This is a genomic window from Alcaligenes sp. RM2 (assembly GCF_052931795.1).
Genome location: NZ_JBRFIO010000004.1, coordinates 88,855 through 111,339, shown reverse-complemented (window position 1 = coordinate 111,339; position 22,485 = coordinate 88,855). Strand labels below are relative to the sequence as shown.

Below are 22,485 nucleotides of genomic sequence, written 5' to 3'. Positions count from 1 at the left end.
GCACAAACCCGATCAGCGCAGCAGGGTCTGTACGATACAATCATCCATTCTTTTCTGATCGGTTTCGTATGGCGACTTCGACTGGTAAATCCACACAGGCAAGCAAGGCGGAAACGCTGGTAGACACCATTTACCGGGACACCCGCAAGCGTTTGAATGCAGGCGACTGGCACCCCGGCGACCGCCTGCTGGATTACGAGCTGGCCGAGCGCTTTGGCTGCACCCGCATGCCCGTGCGCCAGGCCCTGCTGCGACTGGTCAACGAAGGTTTATTGAATAGCACCACACGGGGGTTTCAGGTCCCGGTGCTGACCGACGCCATGGTGCGCGACATCTTTGAGTTACGCCGCATTCTGGAGCCGGCTGCTGCCGCACTGGCCGTCAACATTGCCGACCGCGATCAGCTCCATGCCGGTCTTAGCAAAGCCATTGATCTGGCCAAAGTGGCCATGGTGCACAAAGACGCAGCGCTAATGTTCAGTGCCAACGCCAGCTTTCGCCAAGCCTGGCTGCAATGCGTACACAACGAGCGCCTGCTGGACGCCATCGCCATGTCCGCCGACCACGCCAACCAGGTGCGCTTTGCCAATACCAGCGATACCGATAACTATCAGGTCACGGTAGAGGCGCTGGAAAAGCTGGGCAAGGCCCTGACCAGCGGGGATCCGGAGTATGCGCGTAATGAGATGGTGGGGTTCCTGAAACTGGCGGAGGCTTCGTATTTCTTGCGTAGGCAGCAGATGGATTTGCCTGCGGCCTGAAAGACCTATGCCGTGACGAAACACCCGCACAGGTAGGGGTGGGTGATCAGCCCTCGGGCAAGTCTGGGTTGGCCTCATAGCGTAACCACCCTGCGATCAGGCTGCCACCGCCCGGACGATCCTTAGGGTGACTGCGCCCTTCATTGACAGGCACCTCTGCAAAATCAAAAGGACTCATACCTTCAATGCAGGCAACATTGACACCGTATTGCTCAGGATTCGAGCGACGCTGATGAAAGGTGTAAATGCCGCAATGCGAACAGAAAAAATGCTCGGCCTGCGCCGTGTTGAACTGATAAAGCGTCAGCGCATCCTGACCTTGCTCGACCTGAATATCCGCCAAATCGGCCGATACCGCCACAGCACCTCGCATACGACAATAAGAGCAATTACAGCGACGTGCGGAACGCAACCCATCACTTAACTTCACCATAAAACGAACCGTACCGCAATGGCAGGCGGCCTTGTAAACACGACGGGCATCGGTCGCACTTTCAGTCATGGTCAATTTCACGCTAAGTAGATTCGTATAAAACAAGCACTATGCTAAATCAACGCTCTAAAGATGGCTACAAAGACCACGCTGTCAAACGCCACCCCGAGGGCAAGCAGTACAGGAACAACGTTAATTAGCCTTGGCCCTTACGAGGATATTCATGACCATAAGACTTGCCCCTCTTTTCTTGTCGACCTAGCATTGAAGCACTTCTGTCTTTTCCTACTTATCACAAGCCCGAACCATGCCCACACTACGTCCCGCCCAACTTGCTGACATTGGCAAGATTGGAGATATGTACGCCGAGCTATTCGCCCACATGCATCATTTGCAGCCGCACTACTACCTGCAAGCACGGCAGGACGAGGGCTTTATCCAGTCCATGATCGAGTCGGACCAGGCAGCCTTGTTTGTGGCCGAGAAGGACGATCAGGCGCTGGGTTTTATTATTGTTCAGCAGCAAAAGACCCCGCCGTACAACTGCATCACGCCGCATGACTTTGCCTATGTGATTGATCTTGTCGTGACGGAATCGGCACGAGGCATGGGACTGGGCAAACTGCTGATGCAGACCGCCCAGGAGTGGGCACAAGTGCGTGGACTGGACTACATCGAGCTGGGAGTCTTGAGCAATAATCGGGGTGCTATCGCTCTGTATGAGCAACTGGGTTATGAACACAACACCAGCATCATGCGCAAGGCGCTTAAATAAGGCAGGACACCGCGCCACCAGCCACTTTGACAATTAATTCAGGTACAAAAAAGCGCTCAAACAGAATGTGTTTGAGCGCTTTTTTTGACTGGTTTCCCAGTGTCAGGACATCAAAGCCTTGGGCTTGATACACCTTTGACTTATCAAAGCCAGACCCAAGGGCCAGGAGTTCAGCCCTCTTCTACAAACTGCTGCACCTCGGCAGGCGTTAAGTAGCGCGACTCGCCTGGCTCCAGGCTGTCGTCCAAGGACAGGGAGCCTATACGCTCGCGATGCAAGGTCTGAACCAGATTCCCCAGGGAAGCAAACATACGCTTCACCTGATGGTATTTCCCTTCCTGGATGGTTAGCCTTGCGGTACGTTCATCAATGCGTTCCAGCACGGCTGGCAGCGTCGGCTTGTCCTCGCCATTCAACAAGATACCGGCCTTGAACAGTTCTTCTGCATTATCAGGCAAAGGCTCTGCCAAGGTCGCCACGTAGACCTTATCGCATTGATGGCGGGGCGAAATAATACGATGCGTCCACTGGCCATCATCCGTAATCAAAATCAGCCCGGTGGTATCCACATCCAATCGACCGACGGTGTGCAAGCGCTCGCGCTTTTCTACATCGATCAGCATCATCACAGACGGGTAAGCACTATTTTTTAGGCTGCACTCGTAACCGGCGGGCTTGTTGAGCATGATGTAACGCAGGCCAATCAGGGCAAGCGGCTCATCATCCCAGCACACTACATCACCCTCTTGTACAACGTGAGTGCCTTTGGTCACTACCTCGCCATTGACGGTGATTTCTCCGCTTTTAAGCACTTTACGCGCATCTGAGCGACTCAGATCCGTGCTCTCACCAAGAAACTTGTCCAGTCGCATTCCATTTCCAAACAAAGAATTATTGAATAATTTACAGCGTCTTTACGATCGATCAAGAGGCCTTGCAAGGCCGACGTCAGGTACCACCATCAGATCCCCACGCCCCTTCTTTTAGTTCGTTCTGAAGCAGGGTTATCACTGCAAGTAGACCACATCAGCTTGATTCCGCACCTTTCCATTCCTGGCGCGTGACGCCATTGCCACCAACCCACCTGGCAATTGATCAGTCAGTGTCTACTGACAAAAATTAATTAAGCCTGCCGAAAGACGCTGAATCTTTAAGACTCAGAGCTCATCAGTCATCACCAAAAAAATGAGCCCCAGCAAGAACGCCGGAGCCCATTTTTCTTATCCGCATCACTGCGAGGTTTTCCACAAATTTCTGAGATCAGTTTTCATCAAACCGAACAGCTTTCAGGAACTGTGAACACCGACAGCCTTAAATATCCAGGTTCCCCGCCTGCAAGGCATGGGACTCGATAAAGGCACGACGTGGCTCAACGTGATCACCCATCAGCGTGGTGAAGATCTGATCCGCATCGATAGCATCAGCAATCTGCACACGCAGCAAACGACGTACAGTGGGGTCCATGGTCGTTTCCCACAGCTGGCTGGGGTTCATCTCACCCAGACCTTTGTAGCGCTGCTTGCTAAGCCCGCGTTCAGCTTCGGTCAACAGCCATTGCATGACTTCACGGAAGTCATCCACGGCGGTTTCACGACGCTTCTCGCCTTCACCACGAGCCACCATGGCGCCATCACCGATCAGACCGGCAAAGGTCTCGCCAGCGCGGGCCAGAGTTTGGTGATCGCCACCACGCACGAAGTTGCGGTCAAACACCGTGACACGGATGTTGCCATGGTGCAGACGCTGCACCACCACACGCCAGGACTCGCTCCCTTCATCAAAGGCGGCAAAGACTTTGACGACGGTGGGGGCAGCTTCGTCGAACAGGGCCTTCTCCAAATCCTTAGCAGTTTGTTCGGCGGCTTCCTGCGAGTCCAAGTTCAACTTCACGCCTTCAGCCAATGCTGACAGGGCATCGCCGTCCATATGACGCGACAGGCGCTCAATCACGGCCTTGGCCTTCACGTAGCGATGAGCGTAGTCGGACAAGGCTTCGCCTGTGATGGGAGCTGCACCTTCAGATGGCGTCAGCACTGCATCGCGCAGGGCCAGCTTCAACATGAACTCCGCTTCCTCGGCCTCGTCCTTCAGGTACATCTCTTCACGCCCAACCTTAACCTTGAACAAGGGCGGCTGCGCGATGTACACATAGCCACGCTCGATCAGCTCGGGCATCTGACGGTACAGCAGTGTCAGCAGCAGGGTACGAATGTGAGCACCGTCCACGTCCGCGTCAGTCATGATGATGATGCGGTGGTAACGCAGCTTGTCGATATCAAAGTCCGGGCCGATGCTGGTACCCAGGGCGGTGATCAGGGTGGTGATCTGCTCGCTGGAAATCAGACGATCGAAACGGGCTTTTTCTACGTTCAGCACCTTGCCGCGCAACGGCAGAATGGCCTGGAATTTACGGTCTCGGCCTTGCTTGGCCGAGCCGCCTGCGGAGTCACCCTCCACAATGTACAGTTCGCACAGGGCCGGGTCTTTTTCCTGACAGTCGGCCAGCTTGCCGGGCAGGCCAGCGCCTTCCAGCACGCTCTTGCGACGTGTCATTTCGCGGGCTTTACGGGCCGCTTCACGGGCACGGGCTGCTTCCACGATCTTGCCGCACAAGGCCTTGGCGTCGTTCGGATTTTCCAACAGCCAAGTTTCCAGGGTGCGGGCAACGGCTTCTTCCACGGCGGGACGCACTTCGCTGGACACCAGCTTGTCTTTGGTCTGGCTGCTGAACTTGGGCTCGGGCACCTTCACCGACAGCACGCAGACCAGGCCTTCGCGCATGTCGTCACCGGAGGTGTCGACCTTGGCTTTCTTGGCCAGTTCGTTGTCGGCAATGTACTTGTTCAGCACGCGGGTCATGGCCGCACGCAGACCGGTCAGGTGGGAACCACCGTCGCGCTGGGGAATATTGTTGGTGAAACACAGCACGGTTTCGGCGTAGCTGTCGTTCCACTGCATGGCCACTTCAACCGATACTGGCGTACCACCGGCATTGGACTCGGTTGCCACGCTGAACACGTTAGGGTGCAGCGGGGTCTTGTTGCGGTTGATGAAGTCCACAAAACCTTTGACGCCGCCCAGGAAGGCAAAGTCTTCTTCCTTGCCCTGAATCTCGTCAACCAGGCGGATCTTCACGCCATTGTTCAGGAAGGACAGCTCGCGCAGGCGCTTGGCCAGGATCTCGTGGTGGTATTCGATATTGCTGAAAATTTCCACGTCGGCCAGGTAACGCACGCAAGTACCCGTGCGGCCTTCTGCAGGACCGGTCACCGCCAGGGGCGCAGTGCGCTCGCCACGGCGGAACTCGACCTGGTGTTCGTTGCCATTGCGCCAGATGGTCAGCAACAGCCATTCGGACAGGGCGTTCACACAAGACACACCCACACCGTGCAAACCGCCAGACACCTTGTAGGAGTTCTGGTCGAATTTACCGCCGGCGTGCAGTTCGGTCATGACGATTTCAGCGGCGCTGCGCTGGTGTTCGTCGTCCTTGTGGATATCGGTTGGAATACCGCGGCCGTTATCGCACACCGAAATGCTGTTGTCGGAGTGGATGGTGACGACGATATCGTCGCAATGACCGGCCAAGGCCTCATCAATCGCGTTATCCACCACCTCGAAAACCATGTGGTGCAGGCCGGTGCCATCGGAGGTGTCCCCGATGTACATGCCTGGACGCTTGCGCACGGCCTCCAGGCCTTTGAGCATTTTGATGGAATCAGCGCCGTAATCGGCTGGCTGGGTGGTCGTGGTTTGATCGGTCATAGCATAAAACCTTGTAATAGCCTGTCTGCTTCAAGCGGGTATGGCCCGGCGGGCCATACCGGTCAAACATGCTGCATTAAATGCGCATCGGCATGACCACGTACTTGAAGTCTTCTTGCTCGGGCAGCGTCATCAACACAGAGGCGTTGGCATCGGGCTGCACAGACCAGCGGACCGTTTCGTCCTTGATGCTGGCCAACACATCGAGCAGGTAGCTGACGTTAAAGCCAACGTCCAGACTTTCGTGTTCATAATCAATATCCAGCTCTTCGACGGCTTCTTCCTGTTCAGCGTTGGAGGCGGAGATCTTGAGCTGGTTTTGCGACAGTTGCAGTCGCACGCCACGCAGTTTGTCGGTGGTCAGAATGGCAGCACGTTGCAAACTGCCTTGCAGCACTTCACGGCTGACATCGAAGTGGCGGGTGTAGTTGGAAGGAATCACACGAGCAAAGTCGGGGAATTTGCCTTCAACCAGTTTGGAGACCAACTCCACATCGCCAAAGCGGAAACGAATCTGACGGCTGGACACATCAATGTTGACCAGATCGTCGGTATCGCCCAGCAAACGCTGCATTTCCAGCACCGTCTTGCGCGGCACGATGATGTCGTGACGCTCCTGCACGCCGTCAATTGCGGTGGCATTATGAGCCAGACGGTGACCGTCCGTGGTAACCGTACGTACCAGGCCGGGTTCAAACACCAGCAACATACCGTTCAGGTAGTAGCGAATGTCTTGCTGCGCCATGGCAAAGTGCACCGTATTGAACAGGTGCTTCAAAGTGCGCTGAGGCATGCTCAAGGACACGTCCCACTGCTCTGGCAGGTTCAGCACTGGAAAATCAGCGGCTTCCAGAGTCTGCAACTGAAAGCGGCTCTTGCCGGACTGGATGGTCAGCTTGCCGCTGTCCAGGCCCAGGCGCACATCGCCAAAGTCGGGCAGGGCTTTCAGAATGTCCAGCAGCTTGCGGGCCGCCACCGTGGTGGCTGCATTGTCCTCACCCACGCCAAAGTCGGCATTGGTGGTGATCTGCACTTCCAGGTCGGTTGCCAGGAAAGAGACATCAGAGCCGTTTTTACGCAGCAGGATGTTGGCCAGAATCGGCAAAGTATGGCGGCGCTCCACAATGCCAACTACTGTGGATAAGGGCTTTAGCAATGCGTCGCGAGTAGCTTGAACGAGTTGCATGGTCATCCTTTGAGAGTTTGTTCCAGTACGTGTAATGCGTGATTCAGTTCGGCTTGCTTGGTGCGTGCATCCGAGATTTTGCGCACCGCGTGCAGCACCGTAGTGTGGTCCCTACCACCGAAAAGATCGCCAATTTCCGGCAAACTCTTTTGGGTCAGTTCCTTGGCCAGATACATGGCCACCTGGCGCGGCATGGCGATATTGGCGGGGCGGCGCTTGGAGTACATATCCGCGACCTTGATTTTATAAAAATCGGCCACGGTTTTCTGAATATTTTCCACTGTGATCTGCCCATTGGAGACCGACAGCAAATCCTTCAGTGCATCCTTGCACACTTCCACCGTCAAGACATCGCGGCCATGGAAACGCGCGTAGGCCGAAACCTTGCGCAGCGCCCCTTCCAGCTCGCGCACGTTGCTGCGCAGATGCTTGGCAATGAAGAAAGCCACTTCTTCGGGCATGGCAATGCCTTCGGCCTGAGCCTTGCGCAACAAGATTGCCACGCGCATTTCCAGCTCGGGCGGCTCGATGGCCACGGTCAGGCCGGAGTCAAAGCGCGAGATCAGGCGGCTATCAATATTGGCCAGCTCTTTGGGATAGGTATCCGAGGTGATGATGATCTGCTTGCGCTGAGCCACCATCGCTTCAAAGGCGTAGAAAAACTCTTCCTGCGTACGGTTCTTGCCGGCGAAAAACTGAATATCGTCAATCAGCAGCAAGTCCAGCGAATGGTAGTAGCGCTTGAACTCGTCAAACGCCTTGCGCTGGTATGCCTTGACCACGTCCGACACGTATTGGTCGGCATGGACGTAACGTACCCGCACACCATTGCCATTGGCGACCAGCGCATTGCCGATCGCGTGAATCAGGTGGGTCTTGCCCAAACCCACACCGCCATACAGAAAGAGTGGGTTATAGGAGACACCGGGGTTCTCGGCCACCTGCAAGGCCGCTGCGCGTGCCAGCTGGTTGGCTTTACCCGTCACGAAGTTGTCGAAAGTCAGTTCGGCGTTCAGGCGCGAACGATCCTGTACCGCATCCACCACCGCCGTCATGGCCGGGTTGGCAACAGGAGGGGCCAGGTTTTCACCGGCGGGGCTGCCTGCAGGCGCAGGAGCGGCACGATCGGCCAGGGCGCGACGAGGCGCCGCGCTGGCCGAGGGCAGCTCGAACTGAACCGTTACGGGACATTCGTAGAAATCCGAAGCCAGTTCCTCTATGCGAGTGGCGAAATTCTTGCGGACCCAATCCAGTTTGAAACGATTAGGAGCAGAAACGCGCAACACCCCGGCTTCGCTGTCGAAGTCCAGGGGAACCAGTGGACGTATCCACGCACTTATTTGTTGGGGGGGAAGCTCCTGCTCCAATTTCTGAACGCAGGACTGCCAGAATTCATTCATCGGTCATCACTTCTGTAAACCTCGATTCTACCCTGAGCTGTGCCAAGTTATCCACAGGCTAACAAATTTAGTTGCGTAATATCGGGCTAAATAATTGACACAACAGAAAGAATTTGCTGAAATGACGGGCTTAACACGATTTTCTGTTGCCAGATCCCAAGCGTTTGCGCTGTCGGGGTGGAGATTTTCTGCGATTTCTGGCGGCTCATTTTTTTGGATACACCATGAAACGCACCTACCAACCCTCTGTTACCCGTCGCAAGCGTACCCACGGTTTTCGCGTTCGCATGAAAACTCGCGGTGGCCGCGCTGTTTTGAACGCACGTCGCGCTAAAGGTCGCAAACGTCTGGCTGTATAAGCCATGTCGGGATGCGGGGCCCAGGGTGATGGATCTATTATCTAAAGCCCGACTCCCACGATACGCATCATGCGTGCCTCCTTTCCAGCTACGGCTCGCTTACATAGCCCCACCGAATACGCACAGTCTCTTAAAGGGCAACGCGTAGGTCGCGGGGCTTTGTTCGTGGTCACTCGCTCTCGTGGCGAAGATCCACACCAGACCGAAGGCGCCCGTCTGGGACTGATCGTCCCCAAGCGCTTTGCCAACCGTGCCGTCACCCGCAACACCATCAAGCGTATCTTGCGCGAAACCTTCCGCCACAAACGTGAAGGCTTGCCCAATGCCGCCTATGTCTTTAGGCTGCACAGCAAGGTACCCCAGGTGTCGCTGACTGCCCTGAAGCAACTGGTTCGCACCGAGGCCGACACCTTGTTCTCCAAGGTACGGCCATGATGCGCAAACTGGCTTCGGCACCGATCCGCTTTTACCAGTTTTTTCTGAGTCCATGGATCGGTAGAAACTGCCGCTTTACTCCCAGCTGCTCCAACTATGCCTTGCAGGCCATTGAAATTCATGGCCCGCTCAAAGGGCTATGGCTCGGTGGTGTACGCATCTGCCGCTGCAATCCCTGGTGCAAGGGAGGGCATGATCCTGTGCCCGCTCGCACGCCCGAAGACCGCAACACTTTCTGAAATCGTCCTGGTCTGCGCCTTGTTTTTCAAGGCAACCCCCTGTTTGCTGACCAGCTACGTTAAACTGCTAAGCTTTTGCTCAGCTTTATAAATGTGATACAGGCGCTATGGATATCCGACGCACCATCCTATGGATGATCTTCTCCTTTGCACTGCTGCTGCTGTGGAACAACTGGCAGGAATACAACGGCAAACCATCGCTGTTCGCTTCCACCCCAGCCACCACACAAGCGCCAGCAGCCTCCGACGAACCTGCCGCAAACGGTGGTGTTCCCGCTGCTCAAGAGCCGACTGCGTCTGCTGCCTTGCCTTCGAGCAACAGCGCGGTGTCTGCCACAGCGCAAACTATCGACATCACGACAGACGTCTACAAGCTGGGCTTTAGCACCGAAGGTGCCCAGCTGATCAAGGCCGAGCTGTTGAAGTACGGTTCGCCCGAGAACCCCGAGCAGCCCATGGTGCTGCTGGATAACTCGCCCGCCTCCACCTACCTGGCCCAGTCCGGTATTGTGGGTGCCTCTGGCCAGAACCTGCCCAACCACCTGACCCCGTTCACCCTGGTCTCGAGCCAGCGCAGCATGACGGGCGATACGCTGGACGTGGTGTTTGAAGCGACTTCGGACGACGTGAAAGTCACCAAGACCTACACGCTGCACAAGGGTCGCTACGACATCCAGGTTCGTCACGACATCCAGAACAATACCGGCGCCGCGATTGACCCACGCCTGTACCTGCAACTGACTCGCGACGGCAACAACCCACCCGACTCTTCCCGCCTGTACAGCACCTTTACCGGTCCTGTGGTTTACTCCAGCGGCGACAAATTCCAGAAGATCACCTTCTCGGACATTGACAAGAACAAGGCCACCTACGCGCGCAGCGTGGATAACGGCTGGATCGGCATGGTGCAGCACTACTTTGCAACCGCCTGGGTTCCTGCCCAGGATCTGCAACGCACCAACGAAATCCTGAAGCTGGGCAACAATCTGTACGCCGTGCGCACGCTGGAATCGGTCGGTTCGATCGCCGCTGGCCAAAGCAAGGCTGTGGACGCCTCCCTGTGGGTAGGCCCGCAAGACCAGAAAGCCATGTCGCAACTGGCTACCGGTCTGGATCTGGTGGTGGACTACGGCTGGCTGACCATCATCTCCAAGCCGCTGTTCAAGCTGCTGACCTGGCTGCATTCCCTGCTGGGTAACTGGGGCTGGGCCATTGTGGCATTGACCGTGCTGATCAAGCTGGTGTTCTTCCCGCTGTCGGCCGCCAGCTACCGCTCCATGGCCAAGATGAAGCAATTTGCGCCACGCATGCAAGCCCTGCGCGAGAAGTTCGGCGACGACAAGGCCAAGCTGAACGCCGCCATGATGGAGATGTACCGCACCGAGAAGATCAACCCGCTGGGTGGCTGTTTGCCCATGCTGGTTCAGATCCCTGTGTTCATTGCACTGTACTGGGTGCTGCTGGGCAGCGTCGAGATGCGCGGTGCACCCTGGATTCTGTGGATTCACGACTTGGCCGCACGCGACCCATGGATGATTCTGCCCGCCATCATGATGGGTACCATGTTCCTGCAGATCAAGCTGAACCCCACCCCGCCTGATCCAATGCAAGCCAAAGTCATGATGCTGATGCCTCTGGTCTTTGGTGGCATGATGTTCTTCTTCCCCGCCGGTCTGGTTCTGTACTGGTGCGTGAACAACATCCTGTCCATTGCCCAGCAGCGCTACATCATGGTGCAGATCGAAAAGAACAGCGCGAAAGCAGCCAACAGCTAATTCGCTCTGACACAAAAAACCTCGCTACGTTTAGCGGGGTTTTTTTTTGCCTGCTACCCATGCCAGATCACTCGGAACGATCCTGCCCAACCTCGCTAAAGACCCGTATTTACAAACATTGATTAACTTTTCAGATTCTGCTCATAGAAAATTCATGCGCAGCGTTTCTACTTACCGCTATGATCGGGATGAAAACCGTCTTGATAGCAAAAAGCTATTTGTTCACTAAAATCATTTGATTTAACTATTTCGACCAAGGCAAGTAGACTGATCTCAACTTCTTAAAACGACCCGCCCCCTCGGTTCGGGTCAGCTTCAACGGAGAAACACAATGAGCAACAAAACCCTGACAACCGCCGCTGGCCGCCCGGTTGAGGAGAACCAGAACTCCATGACGGCAGGCCCTCGTGGTCCCGTCCTGATGCAGGATTATTGGCTGCTGGAGAAGCTGGCTCACTTTGACCGAGAACGCATCCCGGAGCGTGTCGTACACGCCAAAGGCTCGGGCGCTTTCGGTACCTTTACCGTCACGCACGACATCACGAAGTACAGCATGGCCAAGGTCTTCAAGCCAGGCAGCAAGACACCCGTTTTCTTACGTTTTTCCACCGTAGCAGGTGAAGCAGGAGCCGCCGATGCAGAACGCGACGTTCGAGGATTTGCCCTCAAATTCTATACAGAAGACGGAAACTGGGACCTCGTGGGCAATAACACTCCTGTCTTCTTTATACGGGATCCACTGAAGTTCCCCGACTTCATCCACACACAGAAACGCGACCCGCGCAGCCACCTGCGCAACATGAGCGCCGCCTGGGATTTCTGGTCCTTGTCGCCCGAGTCCTTGCACCAGGTCACCATCTTGATGAGCGACCGCGGTTTGCCCTGTAACCTTCGTCAGCAGCACGGCTTTGGTTCGCACACCTACAGCCTGATCAACGACAAGGGCGAGCGCCACTGGGTGAAGTTCCACTTCAAATCCCAGCAGGGCATTGCCAACTACACCAATGAAGAAGCCGCCAAAGTCGTGGGCCAGGACCGCGAGAGCTCGCAGCGCGATCTATACGAGAACATTGAAAAGGGCAACTTCCCACGCTGGGCGCTGCGCATTCAGATCATGACCGAAGAGCAGGCGCGCACCTACCACATCAACCCCTTTGACGTGACCAAGGTCTGGCCACATGGCGACTTCCCGCTGATCGATGTGGGCATGCTGGAGTTGAACGAGAACCCCACCAACTACTTTGCCCAAGTGGAGCAAGCCGCCTTTACGCCTGCCAACCTGGTGCCCGGCATTGGTCACTCGCCCGACCGCATGCTGCAAGGTCGTATCTTTTCCTACGGCGACACCCAGCGTTACCGTCTGGGCGTGAACCACGGGCTGCTGCCAGTGAACGCACCGCGTTGCCCGTTCCACAGCTACCACCGCGATGGCGCCATGCGTACTGGCGACAATAACGGCGGCACGATCAACTACGAGCCCAACAGCCAGGGCGAATGGCAACAGGCTCCCCGTAGCGAACCGCCTCTGGCGCTGGACGGCCAGCCGGCAGATCACTGGGATCACCGCGTGGATGATGATTACTACTCGCAGCCCGGCAATCTGTTCCGCCTGTTCAACGACGAAGAAAAGCAGCGTCTGTTCAGCAATATTGCCGACGCCATGGCCGGTGTTCCCAAGGAAATCATCGAGCGTCAGCTGGGTCACTTCACCAAGGCAGATCCTGCCTACGGTGCAGGTGTCAAAGCAGAACTGACAAAACGCGGTCAGCTTTAAACCCTGACTGGGCTGTTTAAGCCATCAAAGAATCGGCTCCCCATCTACAATCGGGGAGCCGATTTTTTTTTGCACTGGCCCTGCGTTTTCCTACCGAGCCCCACCATGAAATTTGGCTACACCATCATCTACGTTCCCGACGTCGGCCAGGCACTGGATTACTTCAACCGCGCGTTTGGCTTGACCACCAAAATGCTGCATGAAACCGGCTTGTACGGCGAGCTGGAAACCGGCCAAACCACCTTGGCCTTTGCGGGGGAAATGCTGGCCTACATGAACTACCCAAAAGGCCATTTGTCACCGCACGCGTCAGAAGTGCCGCTGGGCATCGAAGTTGCCCTGGTCTGCGATGATGTACCTGCCGCTCATGCCAAGGCGCTGGCAGAAGGGGGCACGGAACTGGCACCGCCGCAGGACAAGCCTTGGGGACAGGTGGTGTCTTATGTGCAAACACCGGAGCGCATTGTGGTGGAGTTGTGTACGCCGGTTAATTAAGTTTGTGCTGGATTCGGGATATGCATTCCGTGCACCTCAAGCGCAATCTGACAGGGGCGTGTCCGGGTCTTGCTAACATCGACTTGTTCAGAGCGGTTAGAAAACTACACGTAGAAGCAAAAACGCCCCACACTCAAACTTGCGGGGCGTTTTTCCACATCCTTGAGTTTTACTGCTGCAAATACCCCGACTCCTTGATGATGGGTCCCCAAGTGTCCAGGTCGTTCTGAACAATGCGCGATAGCTCCTGCGCATCGCCCGACTCGGGTCGGAAGCCGATGGGCACAATCGCGCTTTCAATGCGTGGCAGCTTGGCCACTTCATTGAAGGCGTCCTGGAACTGTTTGACCATCTCCGGCTCCATGCCCAGCGGGGCAAAAATCCCCATCCAGCCCGACGCTTTCAGGTCGCCATAGCCCATTTCTGCAAAGGTGGGCACGTCTTTCAAGATAGGCAGGCGTTCCGCGCCGGTAATCCCCAGCACCCGCACCGAACCGGCGGCAACGTGTTCGGTAATCATGCCCACCGCATCCACGCCAGCGGGTATATGGTCACCCAGCAGGTCGTTGATCAAAGGGGCACCCCCTTTATAAGGCACGGGGGACATCTGGATATCGTTCTTCTTGGCGATGCTGTAGCCAATGAACTGAGGGGCACTGCCGGGGGCGGGAATGCCATAGTGGCCGTACTTTTCCGGTTCTTTGCGCACCAGCTCCACGTACTCCTGCAAGGTATTGGCAGGCGTGGTTTTACCGACCACAAAGATATGTTCGAACTTGGCGATCACGGCTACCGGCGCAAAATCCTTTATTGGATCGTAGCTGACCGTTTTTACGGTCAGGGGCAGGGTGGTCATCATGTGATTATTGGCGACCAACAGCACCGAGCCATCGGTAGGCGAGCGCAAAAAGCCTTGAGCGGCAACCTGCCCGCCCGCGCCTGCGCGGTTATCCACCACCACATTCACACCCAGCTTTTCACGTAATTGCTCGGCATACACCCGCGCGACGGCATCCGCTGTTCCTCCGGCCGGATAACCTACGACCAAACGTATGGTGTCCGGCAACTTGCTGGCAACAGACATGCCTGTTGCCAAGGCCAACGCCGTTCCCAGCAACACCTGCGCCCATTTCTTTTTCATTACTTGTCTCCCTACCTCTTGATGACGCTATTAAAGTTCTACTACTCGTCCATTTCCTTGTGCGGCATGACGGCTTAACAAGGCGGCCGCCGTCAATACGTCCTCGAATGCCAAGCCCAAGGATTTAAAAATCGTGATTTCTTCATTGTTGATGCGGCCTGCGGCTTGCCCCTCCAGAACGGCGCCCAGCTCGTTCAGCTCGGTATCCGCCGACAAGTAGCCCTGCTTGCACGCATTCAAGAACTCGCCCGACTCGTTACGAGTGGATTGCGCACGGTCCACAAACAAACGGCCTGCCGTCATGGTGGGGCCATCCAGTTCACTGCTGGCGGGTATGCTGGAACCCATGGCGGTGATGTGCGTGCCAGGGCGCAGCCATTCGCGCTGCAAGACAGGCGTGGCAGAGCTGGTGGCCGTCAGTACCATATCCGACTGGGACACGGCTTCCTGGGCCGAGACTCCGGCTATCAAGGGGCAATCCAGATACGCCTGGGCTTCTTCAATGAAATGCTGAGCCGACTGTGCGGAGCGGGTAATCACAAATACGTTGCTCAAGCGACGCACTTGCGCCACGGCACGCAACTGCCACAAGGCCTGATGCCCGCCACCAAACAAGGTCAGCACGCTGGCATCCGGGCGCGCCAGCATGTCGGTAGCCAGGCCACTGACCGCTGCGGTACGCAAGGCCGTCACGCTGCTGGCATCCAGAATGGCACGTGTTTCGCCGGTCAAGCCGCTCATCAAGAGCACGCAGCCTTGATGGGGGTCCTTACCCAAGCGCACATTGTCTGGAAACAGGGTGCCCATCTTGGCACCGTACAAAGGCTCGGGATAAATCTCCGGCATGTCGATGCAGGCAGGCATCATGCCCAGAAAGCCGCTGGACAAATGGCTGCGCACAATCGTACGCAAGGGCTGGTCAATACGCCCTTGCTGCATGGCGATAAAACCCTGGCGCATCAGATCAATCGCCGCCCCCATATCCAACCCTTCATACACTTCCTGGGCTTTTGCTACATAAACGCTTAGCTGCATGATTAGCCTTGCGCCAGTGGCGTGGTGATATGGCGGATAAAGGTGTCGGTATCCGTATTGGAGCCGCAAAACAACACGCCCACTCGTTGCCCGGCCAGATGTTTGCGCAAGGGGAACATCAAGGCAGCCGTTGCCACAGCGCAAGCCGGTTCAGTGGCCATCTTGAATTCGTTGAACAGGAAGTGCATCCCTGCACGGATCTGGTCGTCGTTGACGGTCACCAGCGTATCGATATTGTCCTGACACACACGGAAGCTGAACTCGTCAGTATGCGGAGCCATCAGACTGTCTGCGATGGACTGCATGGCGCCGATTTTTTGCGGCTCGCCAGCCTGGCGGCTAAGCGCCATGACGTTTGCTCCCACAGGCTCGATGCCATAGACCACGCAATCAGGCTGCCACAGCTTGACGGCAGCCGACACACCGGCGGCCAAGCCACCGCCCCCAATGGGCACCAGCACCGCGTCCAGCTTGCCCGCTTGCTGCAACCATTCGTAGCCCAGCGTGGCGGTTCCCAGCACGGTGGGGTAGGTGCTGAACGGATGAATGAAGGTCTTCTGTTCGTTCTTCTCTATATGACGCACCAGTTCAAACGCCTGCTCGCCATTGTCAGCAAAGACGATCTCGGCCCCATATTCGCGGCACAGCGCTACGCGCGCCGGGCTGGCCGTCTTGATCATCACGGTCTTGGCTTTCACCCCCATTTGATGGGCGGCATAGGCCACGGCCACGGCGTGGTTACCTGCAGAAACGCAAGTCACCCCTTGCTGGCGTGCTTCTTCGGACAAGCTCAACAAGTTGTTGAAAGCACCGCGTACCTTGAACGTGCCCGAGGCCTGCAAATGCTCGAACTTGAAATTGACGGCGCTGTCCAGACGCCCGGTCTGGTAATCGAACACGGGCGTCTGGTGCACATAGGGACGCAGACGCTCATGCGCCTGCACCACATTTTCCTTGGTAACTTTTTCTGTTGTCATGGGTTTGCCTTGAAACCTGTTTGTCTATTTTTAAGAGGCCACAGCCTGGCTGCGAATCAGAGCGCGCAAGAACTGCTCGCACTGCTCCACTTGCGCCAGTTCTACGTACTCGTCGGGACGATGGGCCTGCTCGATATTGCCGGGACCACAGATAATCGAAGGGATACCGGCTTGCTGGAACAGACCTGCCTCGGTGCCATAGGCCACTTTGCGCACCGTGTCGTCCCGCGTCAGTTCACGCACCAGCTTGGTAATGGCTGCTTGTTCTTCAGGATTCAGGCCGGGAGCGCTGGCCAGTTTCTCCAGCTCCACCAAAGCATCCGGATGCTCGCGGCGCATGGCAGGCAGGACTTTCAGGTCAATGAACTCACGGATTTCCTGCAAGATCGGCTCAGGGTCCACGCCGGGCAGATTGCGGTATTCAAATTCAAACTCGCAAAGGTCAGGTACGGTATTCAAGGCGATACCGCCACGAATCATGCTGGTCTGCAAAGTGGTGAAGGGCACGTCAAAATCATGGTCATAAGGGCCCATGCTCTTGTAGTCGTCGGCCAGATCACGGATGGCGGTAATGATGCGGGCGGCATGCTCAATCGCGTTCACACCCTTGGGGGTCAGCGAGGAGTGCGCGGCATGACCGTGCACCCGGCAGCGATAGGCGTTAATGCCTTTATGCGCCACGATGGTGCGCATGCTGGTGGGTTCACCCACCACGCAACCTTCCGGTTTCACGCCACGGCGGACCAAGTCATCAATCATGACTGGCGCGCCCACACATCCCACTTCTTCGTCGTAGGAGTAGGCAAGGTGGATGGGTTTGGACAGCTTGGTCGCCAGCATTTCAGGAACCAATTGCAAGGTCACACCGACAAAGCCTTTCATGTCGCAAGTACCGCGGCCATACAGGCGGTCGTCGCGAATCTCGGCTTTGAAAGGGTCACTGCTCCAGTTCTGGCCATCGACAGGCACCACATCGGTATGGCCCGACAAAACAATGCCACCAGTACGCGTGCCATCAGCAGCCGGAATCGTAGCGAACAGATTGGCCTTGCGGCCGCCGGCGTCATGCGTCAGCACAGTTTCCAGCCCTTGCTGCTGCAAATAGGCCTGCACGTCATGAATCAGTTCCAGGTTGGATTCCCGGCTTGTCGTATCATAAGCAATCAGTTTCTGTATCCATTCCACCGAGGTAGAGGGATAAGCAGTAGGATCAAACAACGCAGTCATGCCTTCTTTCTCCCAGCGTAAAACGTGTAGTTCTATACAATAGGACAGAGTTTTCCTATAAGAAAATTAATATTATTTATAAGAAGATGGCTTTTTACTTCTTTAGGTTATGACAAAAGACTTAGCCAACACCGCCCCCAACTTATTGAGCAAAACAGCCATGGGGGCGCGCATACGTGATGAACGCAAACGACAGGGCCTGACCCTGCTGATGTTGGCACGCTTATCCAATGTGTCTTTGTCCACCCTGTCCAAGGCAGAGCGCGGCCTGATTGGCCTGAGCTACGAAAAATTTCTGGCCGTCAGCCGGGCCTTGAAGATGGATTTGTCCGACCTGTTCAAGACACCTCGCGATCAAAATGAATCCGGCATGGATATTCTGGTGGGACGGGCTTCACGTACCGTGACCTACCATGCGCATCGTTATGAATACGGCATGCTGGCATCAGAATGGATCAACAAGAAAATGACGCCCATGCACGGGCGTGTCCTGGCCGGTAAACCACGCGATGCCAGCGACTTCAGCCAGCACGAAGGCGAAGAATTTATTTTTGTGATCGAAGGGCAGTTGACCATGCAGTTTCAGGACGGGCGCCGCCACGTGCTGCAGGCGCGCGACAGCATCTACTTCAAAAGCAATCTGGGCCACTTGTACCTGTGCGAACACGGGGAAAGCGTGGAGATCTTGGTGGTTTGTGTGAACAATCATTAGGCTCAAGAGGCGTAGACAGCTAACTTTTGCCGCTGTGGTGACATACCCAAGAGCTTGTTTATTTGCTTTGGCCCCGGTTAGATAACCCAGATGCCTGCCTGATTGCCTGATTGCCTGATTCTCAAGACCCTGGGCCACAAGTAGATAAACACAAGCGTTTCAGATACCAACAAGGGCTAACGCTCCAAGTCCGAACCATCCACCTGCTCCATTACAATACGGCTCTGTTCTGCCTCTTTGATCGATCTGCCCATGTCCAGCTCTTCCCCTATTGTGGCTATTGCCACCGCCCCCGGCCGGGGTGGTATTGGTGTCATCCGTGTGTCCGGCAAGGAGCTTGATGCTCTGATCCAGACCCTGTTTGGCCGTACGCTGCAAGCGCGTCATGCGCACTTTTTGCCCTTCAAGGACGCACAAGACGAGGCAATCGACGAGGGCATCGCGCTGTTCTTTAAAGGCCCGCATTCTTATACCGGCGAAGATGTGCTGGAGCTGCAGGGCCACGGCGGCCCGGCTGTTCTGCGCCGCCTGCTGGATCGCTGCCTGGAAGCGGGTAAAGATCAGGGCCTGCGCCTGGCCGAGCCTGGCGAGTTCACCCAGCGCGCCTTCTTGAATGACAGACTGGACCTGGCCCAGGCCGAGGCCGTGGCCGACTTGATTGACGCTTCATCGGAAGCCGCGGCCCGCAGTGCCGTCGCGTCCCTATCCGGCGTGTTTTCCAACAACGTCAACGCCCTGGCCGACCGTATCATTCACCTGCGCATGCTGGTAGAAGCTACGCTGGATTTCCCCGAAGAAGAAATCGACTTCCTGGAAAAGTATCAGGCGGCGGCCACCCTGCAAGGCATACAGGACGAGCTGGAACGCATCCTGCAGCATTCGCGTCAAGGGGCGATCCTGCGCGAGGGCCTGCACGTTGTACTGGCAGGCCAGCCCAATGTGGGTAAATCCAGCCTGCTCAACGCCCTGGCCGGTGAAGATGTGGCCATCGTGACCGACATCGCCGGCACCACCCGCGACCGCGTCATGCAGCTGATCCACATCGATGGCATCCCGCTACATATCGTGGACACCGCTGGTCTGCGTGAAACCGAGGACACCGTAGAGCGCATCGGTATCGCCCGAACCTGGGACGAAATCGCCAAGGCGAACGTGATCGTGCACCTGCTCGATGCTCGCAACCCGCAAGACGAGCTCGATAGTGCCATTACCACTCGCCTGCCATCACACGTACCCGTGCTGCGCGTCTATAACAAGATAGACTTGCTGACAGCTGAGCAACAGGCGGCCTTGCCGGCACAAGAAAGCGGCGCCACCGTGCTGCCGATTTCTGCCCGTAAGGACATCGGTCTGGACACGCTGCGCCGCACCTTGCTGGATATCGCAGGCTGGAACCCCGGCAGTGAGTCCCCCTGGCTGGCACGAGAACGACACCTGCGGGCCTTGGAGCGCGCGGAGTACCACCTGGGCCTGGCTGCGGAACACGCCACACACAGCGATCAGGTATTGGATCTGTTTGCAGAAGAGCTCCGCCTGGCACATCTGGATCTGTGCTCGATTACCGGCGAGTTCAGCAGCGATGATTTGCTGGGGGAGATTTTCTCCAGTTTTTGTATTGGGAAGTGATGCAGGCCTGAACGTCCTCGGTGTCTCATCGCACTGGCCCCAGAACCAGACAAGGCTTTTGGCGACGTGATGGCAAGTGTCATACAACCCGGAGACATCAAGTGGAATCTCAAGACATTACGCAGCTAACAAACCAGTTCGACGGCTTGAGCCACACCATCCCAGAAGAGGGCGTGGAGTTCTGGTTCGCCCGCGACTTGATGGAGCCTTTAGGCTATGTGCGTTGGGAGAACTTCAAGACGGCGATCGACCGGGCGGTAGAGTCTTGTAAAACAACGGGTTACGAAGAAGGGGACCATTTTCGTGGCGTCACGAAAATGGTCCAGATTGGCAGCGGAGCAGATCGTTCGATAGAAGACATCATGCTCACCCGCTATGCCTGTTACCTCATCGCCCAGAACGGCGACCCACGCAAGCCGGCGATTGCCTTTGCTCAAAGCTACTTCGCCATCCAGACCCGCAAGCAGGAGCTGATTGAAGATCGCATGCGTCTGCAAGCCAGACTGGATGCCCGCGAACGCCTTCGCGAGTCCGAAAGGACACTATCGCAAAACCTCTATGAACATGGGGTAGACGACAAAGGCTTTGGCCGCATCCGATCAAAAGGGGATGCGGCGCTATTTGGTGGGCACACCACCCAGATGATGAAAGACCGCTACGGCATTATTCAAACCCGCCCCTTGGCTGACTTTCTGCCTACGCTAACCATTGCCGCCAAGAACCTCGCCACGGAAATGACGAATCACAACGTCACGCAAGAGCAGCTACATGGCGAGACGTCGATCACCCGCGAGCATGAACAGAACAACCGCAGCGTGCGCGATATGCTGGGTCAGCGCGGTATCCAGCCTGAGCAGCTCCCTGCCGAGGAAGATATTAAAAAGCTGGAACGTCGCGTCAAAACAGAAGAAAAGAAACTGCTGAAACAAACAGGGAAACTTCCAGCCCACAAGCAGAAAGACCAAGAGCCACACTAGCAGCTAAAGGAAGAAGGCCTGGAACCTTCTTCAAGCCGACTGCCGGATACTTGCCTACCCCTACTACTGCGAGCAGGCCCCCACCTCAGTAAAAACCCGAAATTCATCCCTGAATTAAGCCCTATCAAAGCTCGTCCTCATCGATCAGGACTATGCTGGGTATTCCATCGTCTCCTGCGGGAGGACATCATGCACACACTCAACAAGTGGGTTTTGATGGCAGCTTTGCTTCATGGCGCTTGGGCAGCACAAGCTCAAGAATGGATGCCTCTGGAATTGGAGGCGGAACAGCGCTCCATCTCCCGTCTCAGCGTGGCCCAGTGCCTGGATACCGTTCAGCAAACCGCCGCGGGCGAAGGCTACCAGCAGCGCAATGACTCGGCAGCCAGCGAACAGTTAGGGGTTTATATTGGTGCGGCTCCCCTAGGGGGCGGATCGCTGGTGGTGTATTGCATTGATTTGAATCCATCGACTGCCTACATCATTCGCACCAAAGCACAGGTCACGGCGGATTTGATGTCTCCACATCAGCTCAACCACAAAATTACGCAGGCCTTGACGGTGGCAAACCAGCCCTGAGTATCAGTGACGGCAGCCCCAGACTGTCCCGAGTCAAAAAAGGGCGCAGTCACTGGTTCATACAGGCTTGCGCCCGAACAAACCGCCCGCGCCCCCAAGGACTCCCGAAGCCAGTCGAACGGCTTCTTACTTCATCAACAAATCTGCCACTTCCATACGGCTATCTCCATCCAGCTCAATGTCGTCCATAACCTTGTTCAACATGGCGTGGGCACTGGACAGAGCACCGTTCAAACTGGTCAGCTCGCCTTGCACGCGCTCCAGCTCCTGTTTCTTTTCCGCTTCACTACCTTTGTCGCTGGCCTGGATACGCTGCAACTCCATCAGTTTTTGCTGAATTTGCTCTTTCAGGTCGCGGATACGTTTAAGTATGTCCTTGACTCCGTCAGGCAAAGAGCTGTCATCAATGTCCTTGTCGCGGCCTTTTTTCTGAGCTTGCTGACTGGTCAACGACAGATCTTTTCCCATGGGAGACAGGTGCACCTTGATACGTCCCGACGAGTCTATGGAACCAGACTCTTCCTGCTCGGGCACCACAGGGGGCGTCATGGCCGACGCGTTTAATGGTTCAGCCACGGGCATAGTTTGTTTATGTATTAAACCCTGTCCACTGATCTCTATGGTCATACTTTCCTCTCTTGTACACATCATCCCCTAGAGGGTTACGGCTGAAACCCGGTAGTTCTTTACCGTGATGTGTTCACCAAGTGTTGCGCCTTTTACTCAGCTGTTCGGCACAACTCAGAAATAAGTAGCAAGAAAAGACACTTTTATTTACTTTTATACGAAAAGTGCCTCCTAACCATTGTCTTCT

At 56.1% G+C, this 22,485-nt stretch carries 22 protein-coding genes; 12 read left to right on the top strand and 10 right to left on the bottom strand.

All coding sequences use genetic code 11. The annotated features are described in order from the left end of the window. Positions 1-68: 68 nt before the first annotated feature. Complete coding sequence (locus tag ACU6HM_RS14290) at positions 69-761, top strand: GntR family transcriptional regulator (RefSeq protein WP_324577794.1); 693 nt, start codon at positions 69-71, stop codon at positions 759-761. 46 nt (positions 762-807) lie between these two features. On the opposite strand, the gene ACU6HM_RS14285 is transcribed toward ACU6HM_RS14290, so the two are convergent. Next, positions 808-1,263 carry a GFA family protein gene (locus tag ACU6HM_RS14285; protein ID WP_254500143.1) on the bottom strand — a complete coding sequence of 152 codons (456 nt, stop codon included), beginning with the start codon at positions 1,261-1,263 and terminating at the stop codon, positions 808-810. Between the two features lie 238 nt (positions 1,264-1,501). Between ACU6HM_RS14285 and ACU6HM_RS14280 the strand changes: the two genes are divergently transcribed. Further along, positions 1,502-1,969 carry a GNAT family N-acetyltransferase gene (locus tag ACU6HM_RS14280; RefSeq protein ID WP_254500144.1) on the top strand — a complete coding sequence of 156 codons (468 nt, stop codon included), beginning with the start codon at positions 1,502-1,504 and terminating at the stop codon, positions 1,967-1,969. A 170-nt stretch (positions 1,970-2,139) separates the two neighbouring features. On the opposite strand, the gene ACU6HM_RS14275 is transcribed toward ACU6HM_RS14280, so the two are convergent. The 4 genes from ACU6HM_RS14275 to dnaA all read right to left on the bottom strand — a co-directional run bounded on the left by ACU6HM_RS14275 (position 2,140) and on the right by dnaA (position 8,320). After that, the gene (locus ACU6HM_RS14275) at positions 2,140-2,841 is read right to left on the bottom strand and encodes a pseudouridine synthase (RefSeq protein WP_009461443.1); all 702 of its coding nucleotides are present in this window, start codon (positions 2,839-2,841) and stop codon (positions 2,140-2,142) included. Between the two features lie 439 nt (positions 2,842-3,280). Beyond that, the gene (gyrB, locus tag ACU6HM_RS14270) at positions 3,281-5,734 is read right to left on the bottom strand and encodes a DNA topoisomerase (ATP-hydrolyzing) subunit B (protein ID WP_009461441.1); all 2,454 of its coding nucleotides are present in this window, start codon (positions 5,732-5,734) and stop codon (positions 3,281-3,283) included. A gap of 76 nt (positions 5,735-5,810) precedes the next feature. Beyond that, a complete protein-coding gene (dnaN, locus tag ACU6HM_RS14265) occupies positions 5,811-6,920 on the bottom strand; it encodes a DNA polymerase III subunit beta (RefSeq protein ID WP_009461439.1) in 1,110 nt (369 codons plus the stop codon). A 2-nt stretch (positions 6,921-6,922) separates the two neighbouring features. Then, the gene (gene dnaA / locus ACU6HM_RS14260; RefSeq protein WP_009461437.1) at positions 6,923-8,320 is read right to left on the bottom strand and encodes a chromosomal replication initiator protein DnaA; all 1,398 of its coding nucleotides are present in this window, start codon (positions 8,318-8,320) and stop codon (positions 6,923-6,925) included. A 224-nt stretch (positions 8,321-8,544) separates the two neighbouring features. On the opposite strand from dnaA, the gene rpmH reads away from it, so the two are divergent. The 6 genes from rpmH to ACU6HM_RS14230 all read left to right on the top strand — a co-directional run bounded on the left by rpmH (position 8,545) and on the right by ACU6HM_RS14230 (position 13,397). Beyond that, a complete protein-coding gene (rpmH, locus tag ACU6HM_RS14255) occupies positions 8,545-8,679 on the top strand; it encodes a 50S ribosomal protein L34 (RefSeq protein WP_003800771.1) in 135 nt (44 codons plus the stop codon). A gap of 69 nt (positions 8,680-8,748) precedes the next feature. After that, entirely contained in the window at positions 8,749-9,114 is a 366-nt protein-coding gene (rnpA, locus tag ACU6HM_RS14250; RefSeq protein ID WP_009461433.1) for a ribonuclease P protein component, read from the top strand. Continuing rightward, positions 9,111-9,353, top strand: coding sequence for a membrane protein insertion efficiency factor YidD (gene yidD, locus ACU6HM_RS14245; protein ID WP_021447161.1), 243 nt, complete (start codon positions 9,111-9,113; stop codon positions 9,351-9,353). Before rnpA ends, yidD begins: the two co-directional genes overlap by 4 nt. A gap of 107 nt (positions 9,354-9,460) precedes the next feature. Next, positions 9,461-11,128: a membrane protein insertase YidC gene (gene yidC / locus ACU6HM_RS14240; protein ID WP_009461429.1), complete on the top strand. Its 1,668-nt coding sequence runs from the start codon at positions 9,461-9,463 to the stop codon at positions 11,126-11,128. 331 nt (positions 11,129-11,459) lie between these two features. After that, entirely contained in the window at positions 11,460-12,902 is a 1,443-nt protein-coding gene (locus tag ACU6HM_RS14235; protein WP_009461427.1) for a catalase, read from the top strand. Between the two features lie 105 nt (positions 12,903-13,007). Beyond that, a complete protein-coding gene (locus ACU6HM_RS14230; RefSeq protein ID WP_250756358.1) occupies positions 13,008-13,397 on the top strand; it encodes a VOC family protein in 390 nt (129 codons plus the stop codon). Between the two features lie 169 nt (positions 13,398-13,566). Here the strand turns inward: ACU6HM_RS14230 and ACU6HM_RS14225 are convergent, their stop codons facing one another. From ACU6HM_RS14225 to argE, 4 genes are read right to left on the bottom strand one after another with little or no spacing between them, the layout of a single operon-like run. Next, the gene (locus ACU6HM_RS14225; RefSeq protein ID WP_254500147.1) at positions 13,567-14,538 is read right to left on the bottom strand and encodes a tripartite tricarboxylate transporter substrate-binding protein; all 972 of its coding nucleotides are present in this window, start codon (positions 14,536-14,538) and stop codon (positions 13,567-13,569) included. 30 nt (positions 14,539-14,568) lie between these two features. After that, entirely contained in the window at positions 14,569-15,573 is a 1,005-nt protein-coding gene (locus ACU6HM_RS14220) for an ornithine cyclodeaminase family protein (RefSeq protein ID WP_446763967.1), read from the bottom strand. A gap of 2 nt (positions 15,574-15,575) precedes the next feature. Beyond that, positions 15,576-16,550 (bottom strand): threonine ammonia-lyase, encoded by a 975-nt coding sequence (locus ACU6HM_RS14215; protein WP_446763966.1) that lies wholly within the window; start codon positions 16,548-16,550, stop codon positions 15,576-15,578. Between the two features lie 30 nt (positions 16,551-16,580). Beyond that, on the bottom strand, positions 16,581-17,777 hold the full coding sequence (gene argE, locus ACU6HM_RS14210; protein WP_324577809.1) for an acetylornithine deacetylase: 1,197 nt from the start codon (positions 17,775-17,777) through the stop codon (positions 16,581-16,583). Positions 17,778-17,886: 109 nt separating this feature from the next. On the opposite strand from argE, the gene ACU6HM_RS14205 reads away from it, so the two are divergent. The 4 genes from ACU6HM_RS14205 to ACU6HM_RS14190 all read left to right on the top strand — a co-directional run bounded on the left by ACU6HM_RS14205 (position 17,887) and on the right by ACU6HM_RS14190 (position 21,671). Then, positions 17,887-18,489, top strand: a complete 603-nt coding sequence (locus ACU6HM_RS14205; RefSeq protein ID WP_022983402.1) for a helix-turn-helix domain-containing protein — start codon at positions 17,887-17,889, stop codon at positions 18,487-18,489. Positions 18,490-18,741: 252 nt separating this feature from the next. Beyond that, on the top strand, positions 18,742-20,115 hold the full coding sequence (mnmE, locus tag ACU6HM_RS14200) for a tRNA uridine-5-carboxymethylaminomethyl(34) synthesis GTPase MnmE (protein ID WP_336973753.1): 1,374 nt from the start codon (positions 18,742-18,744) through the stop codon (positions 20,113-20,115). 101 nt (positions 20,116-20,216) lie between these two features. Continuing rightward, a complete protein-coding gene (gene dinD, locus ACU6HM_RS14195; RefSeq protein ID WP_009461412.1) occupies positions 20,217-21,092 on the top strand; it encodes a DNA damage-inducible protein D in 876 nt (291 codons plus the stop codon). 189 nt (positions 21,093-21,281) lie between these two features. Further along, on the top strand, positions 21,282-21,671 hold the full coding sequence (locus ACU6HM_RS14190) for a DUF6180 family protein (protein ID WP_137431124.1): 390 nt from the start codon (positions 21,282-21,284) through the stop codon (positions 21,669-21,671). Positions 21,672-21,797: 126 nt separating this feature from the next. Here ACU6HM_RS14190 and ACU6HM_RS14185 read toward each other — a convergent pair whose 3' ends face one another. After that, positions 21,798-22,220, bottom strand: coding sequence for a hypothetical protein (locus tag ACU6HM_RS14185; RefSeq protein WP_250756355.1), 423 nt, complete (start codon positions 22,218-22,220; stop codon positions 21,798-21,800). Between the last annotated feature and the right edge of the window lie 265 nt (positions 22,221-22,485).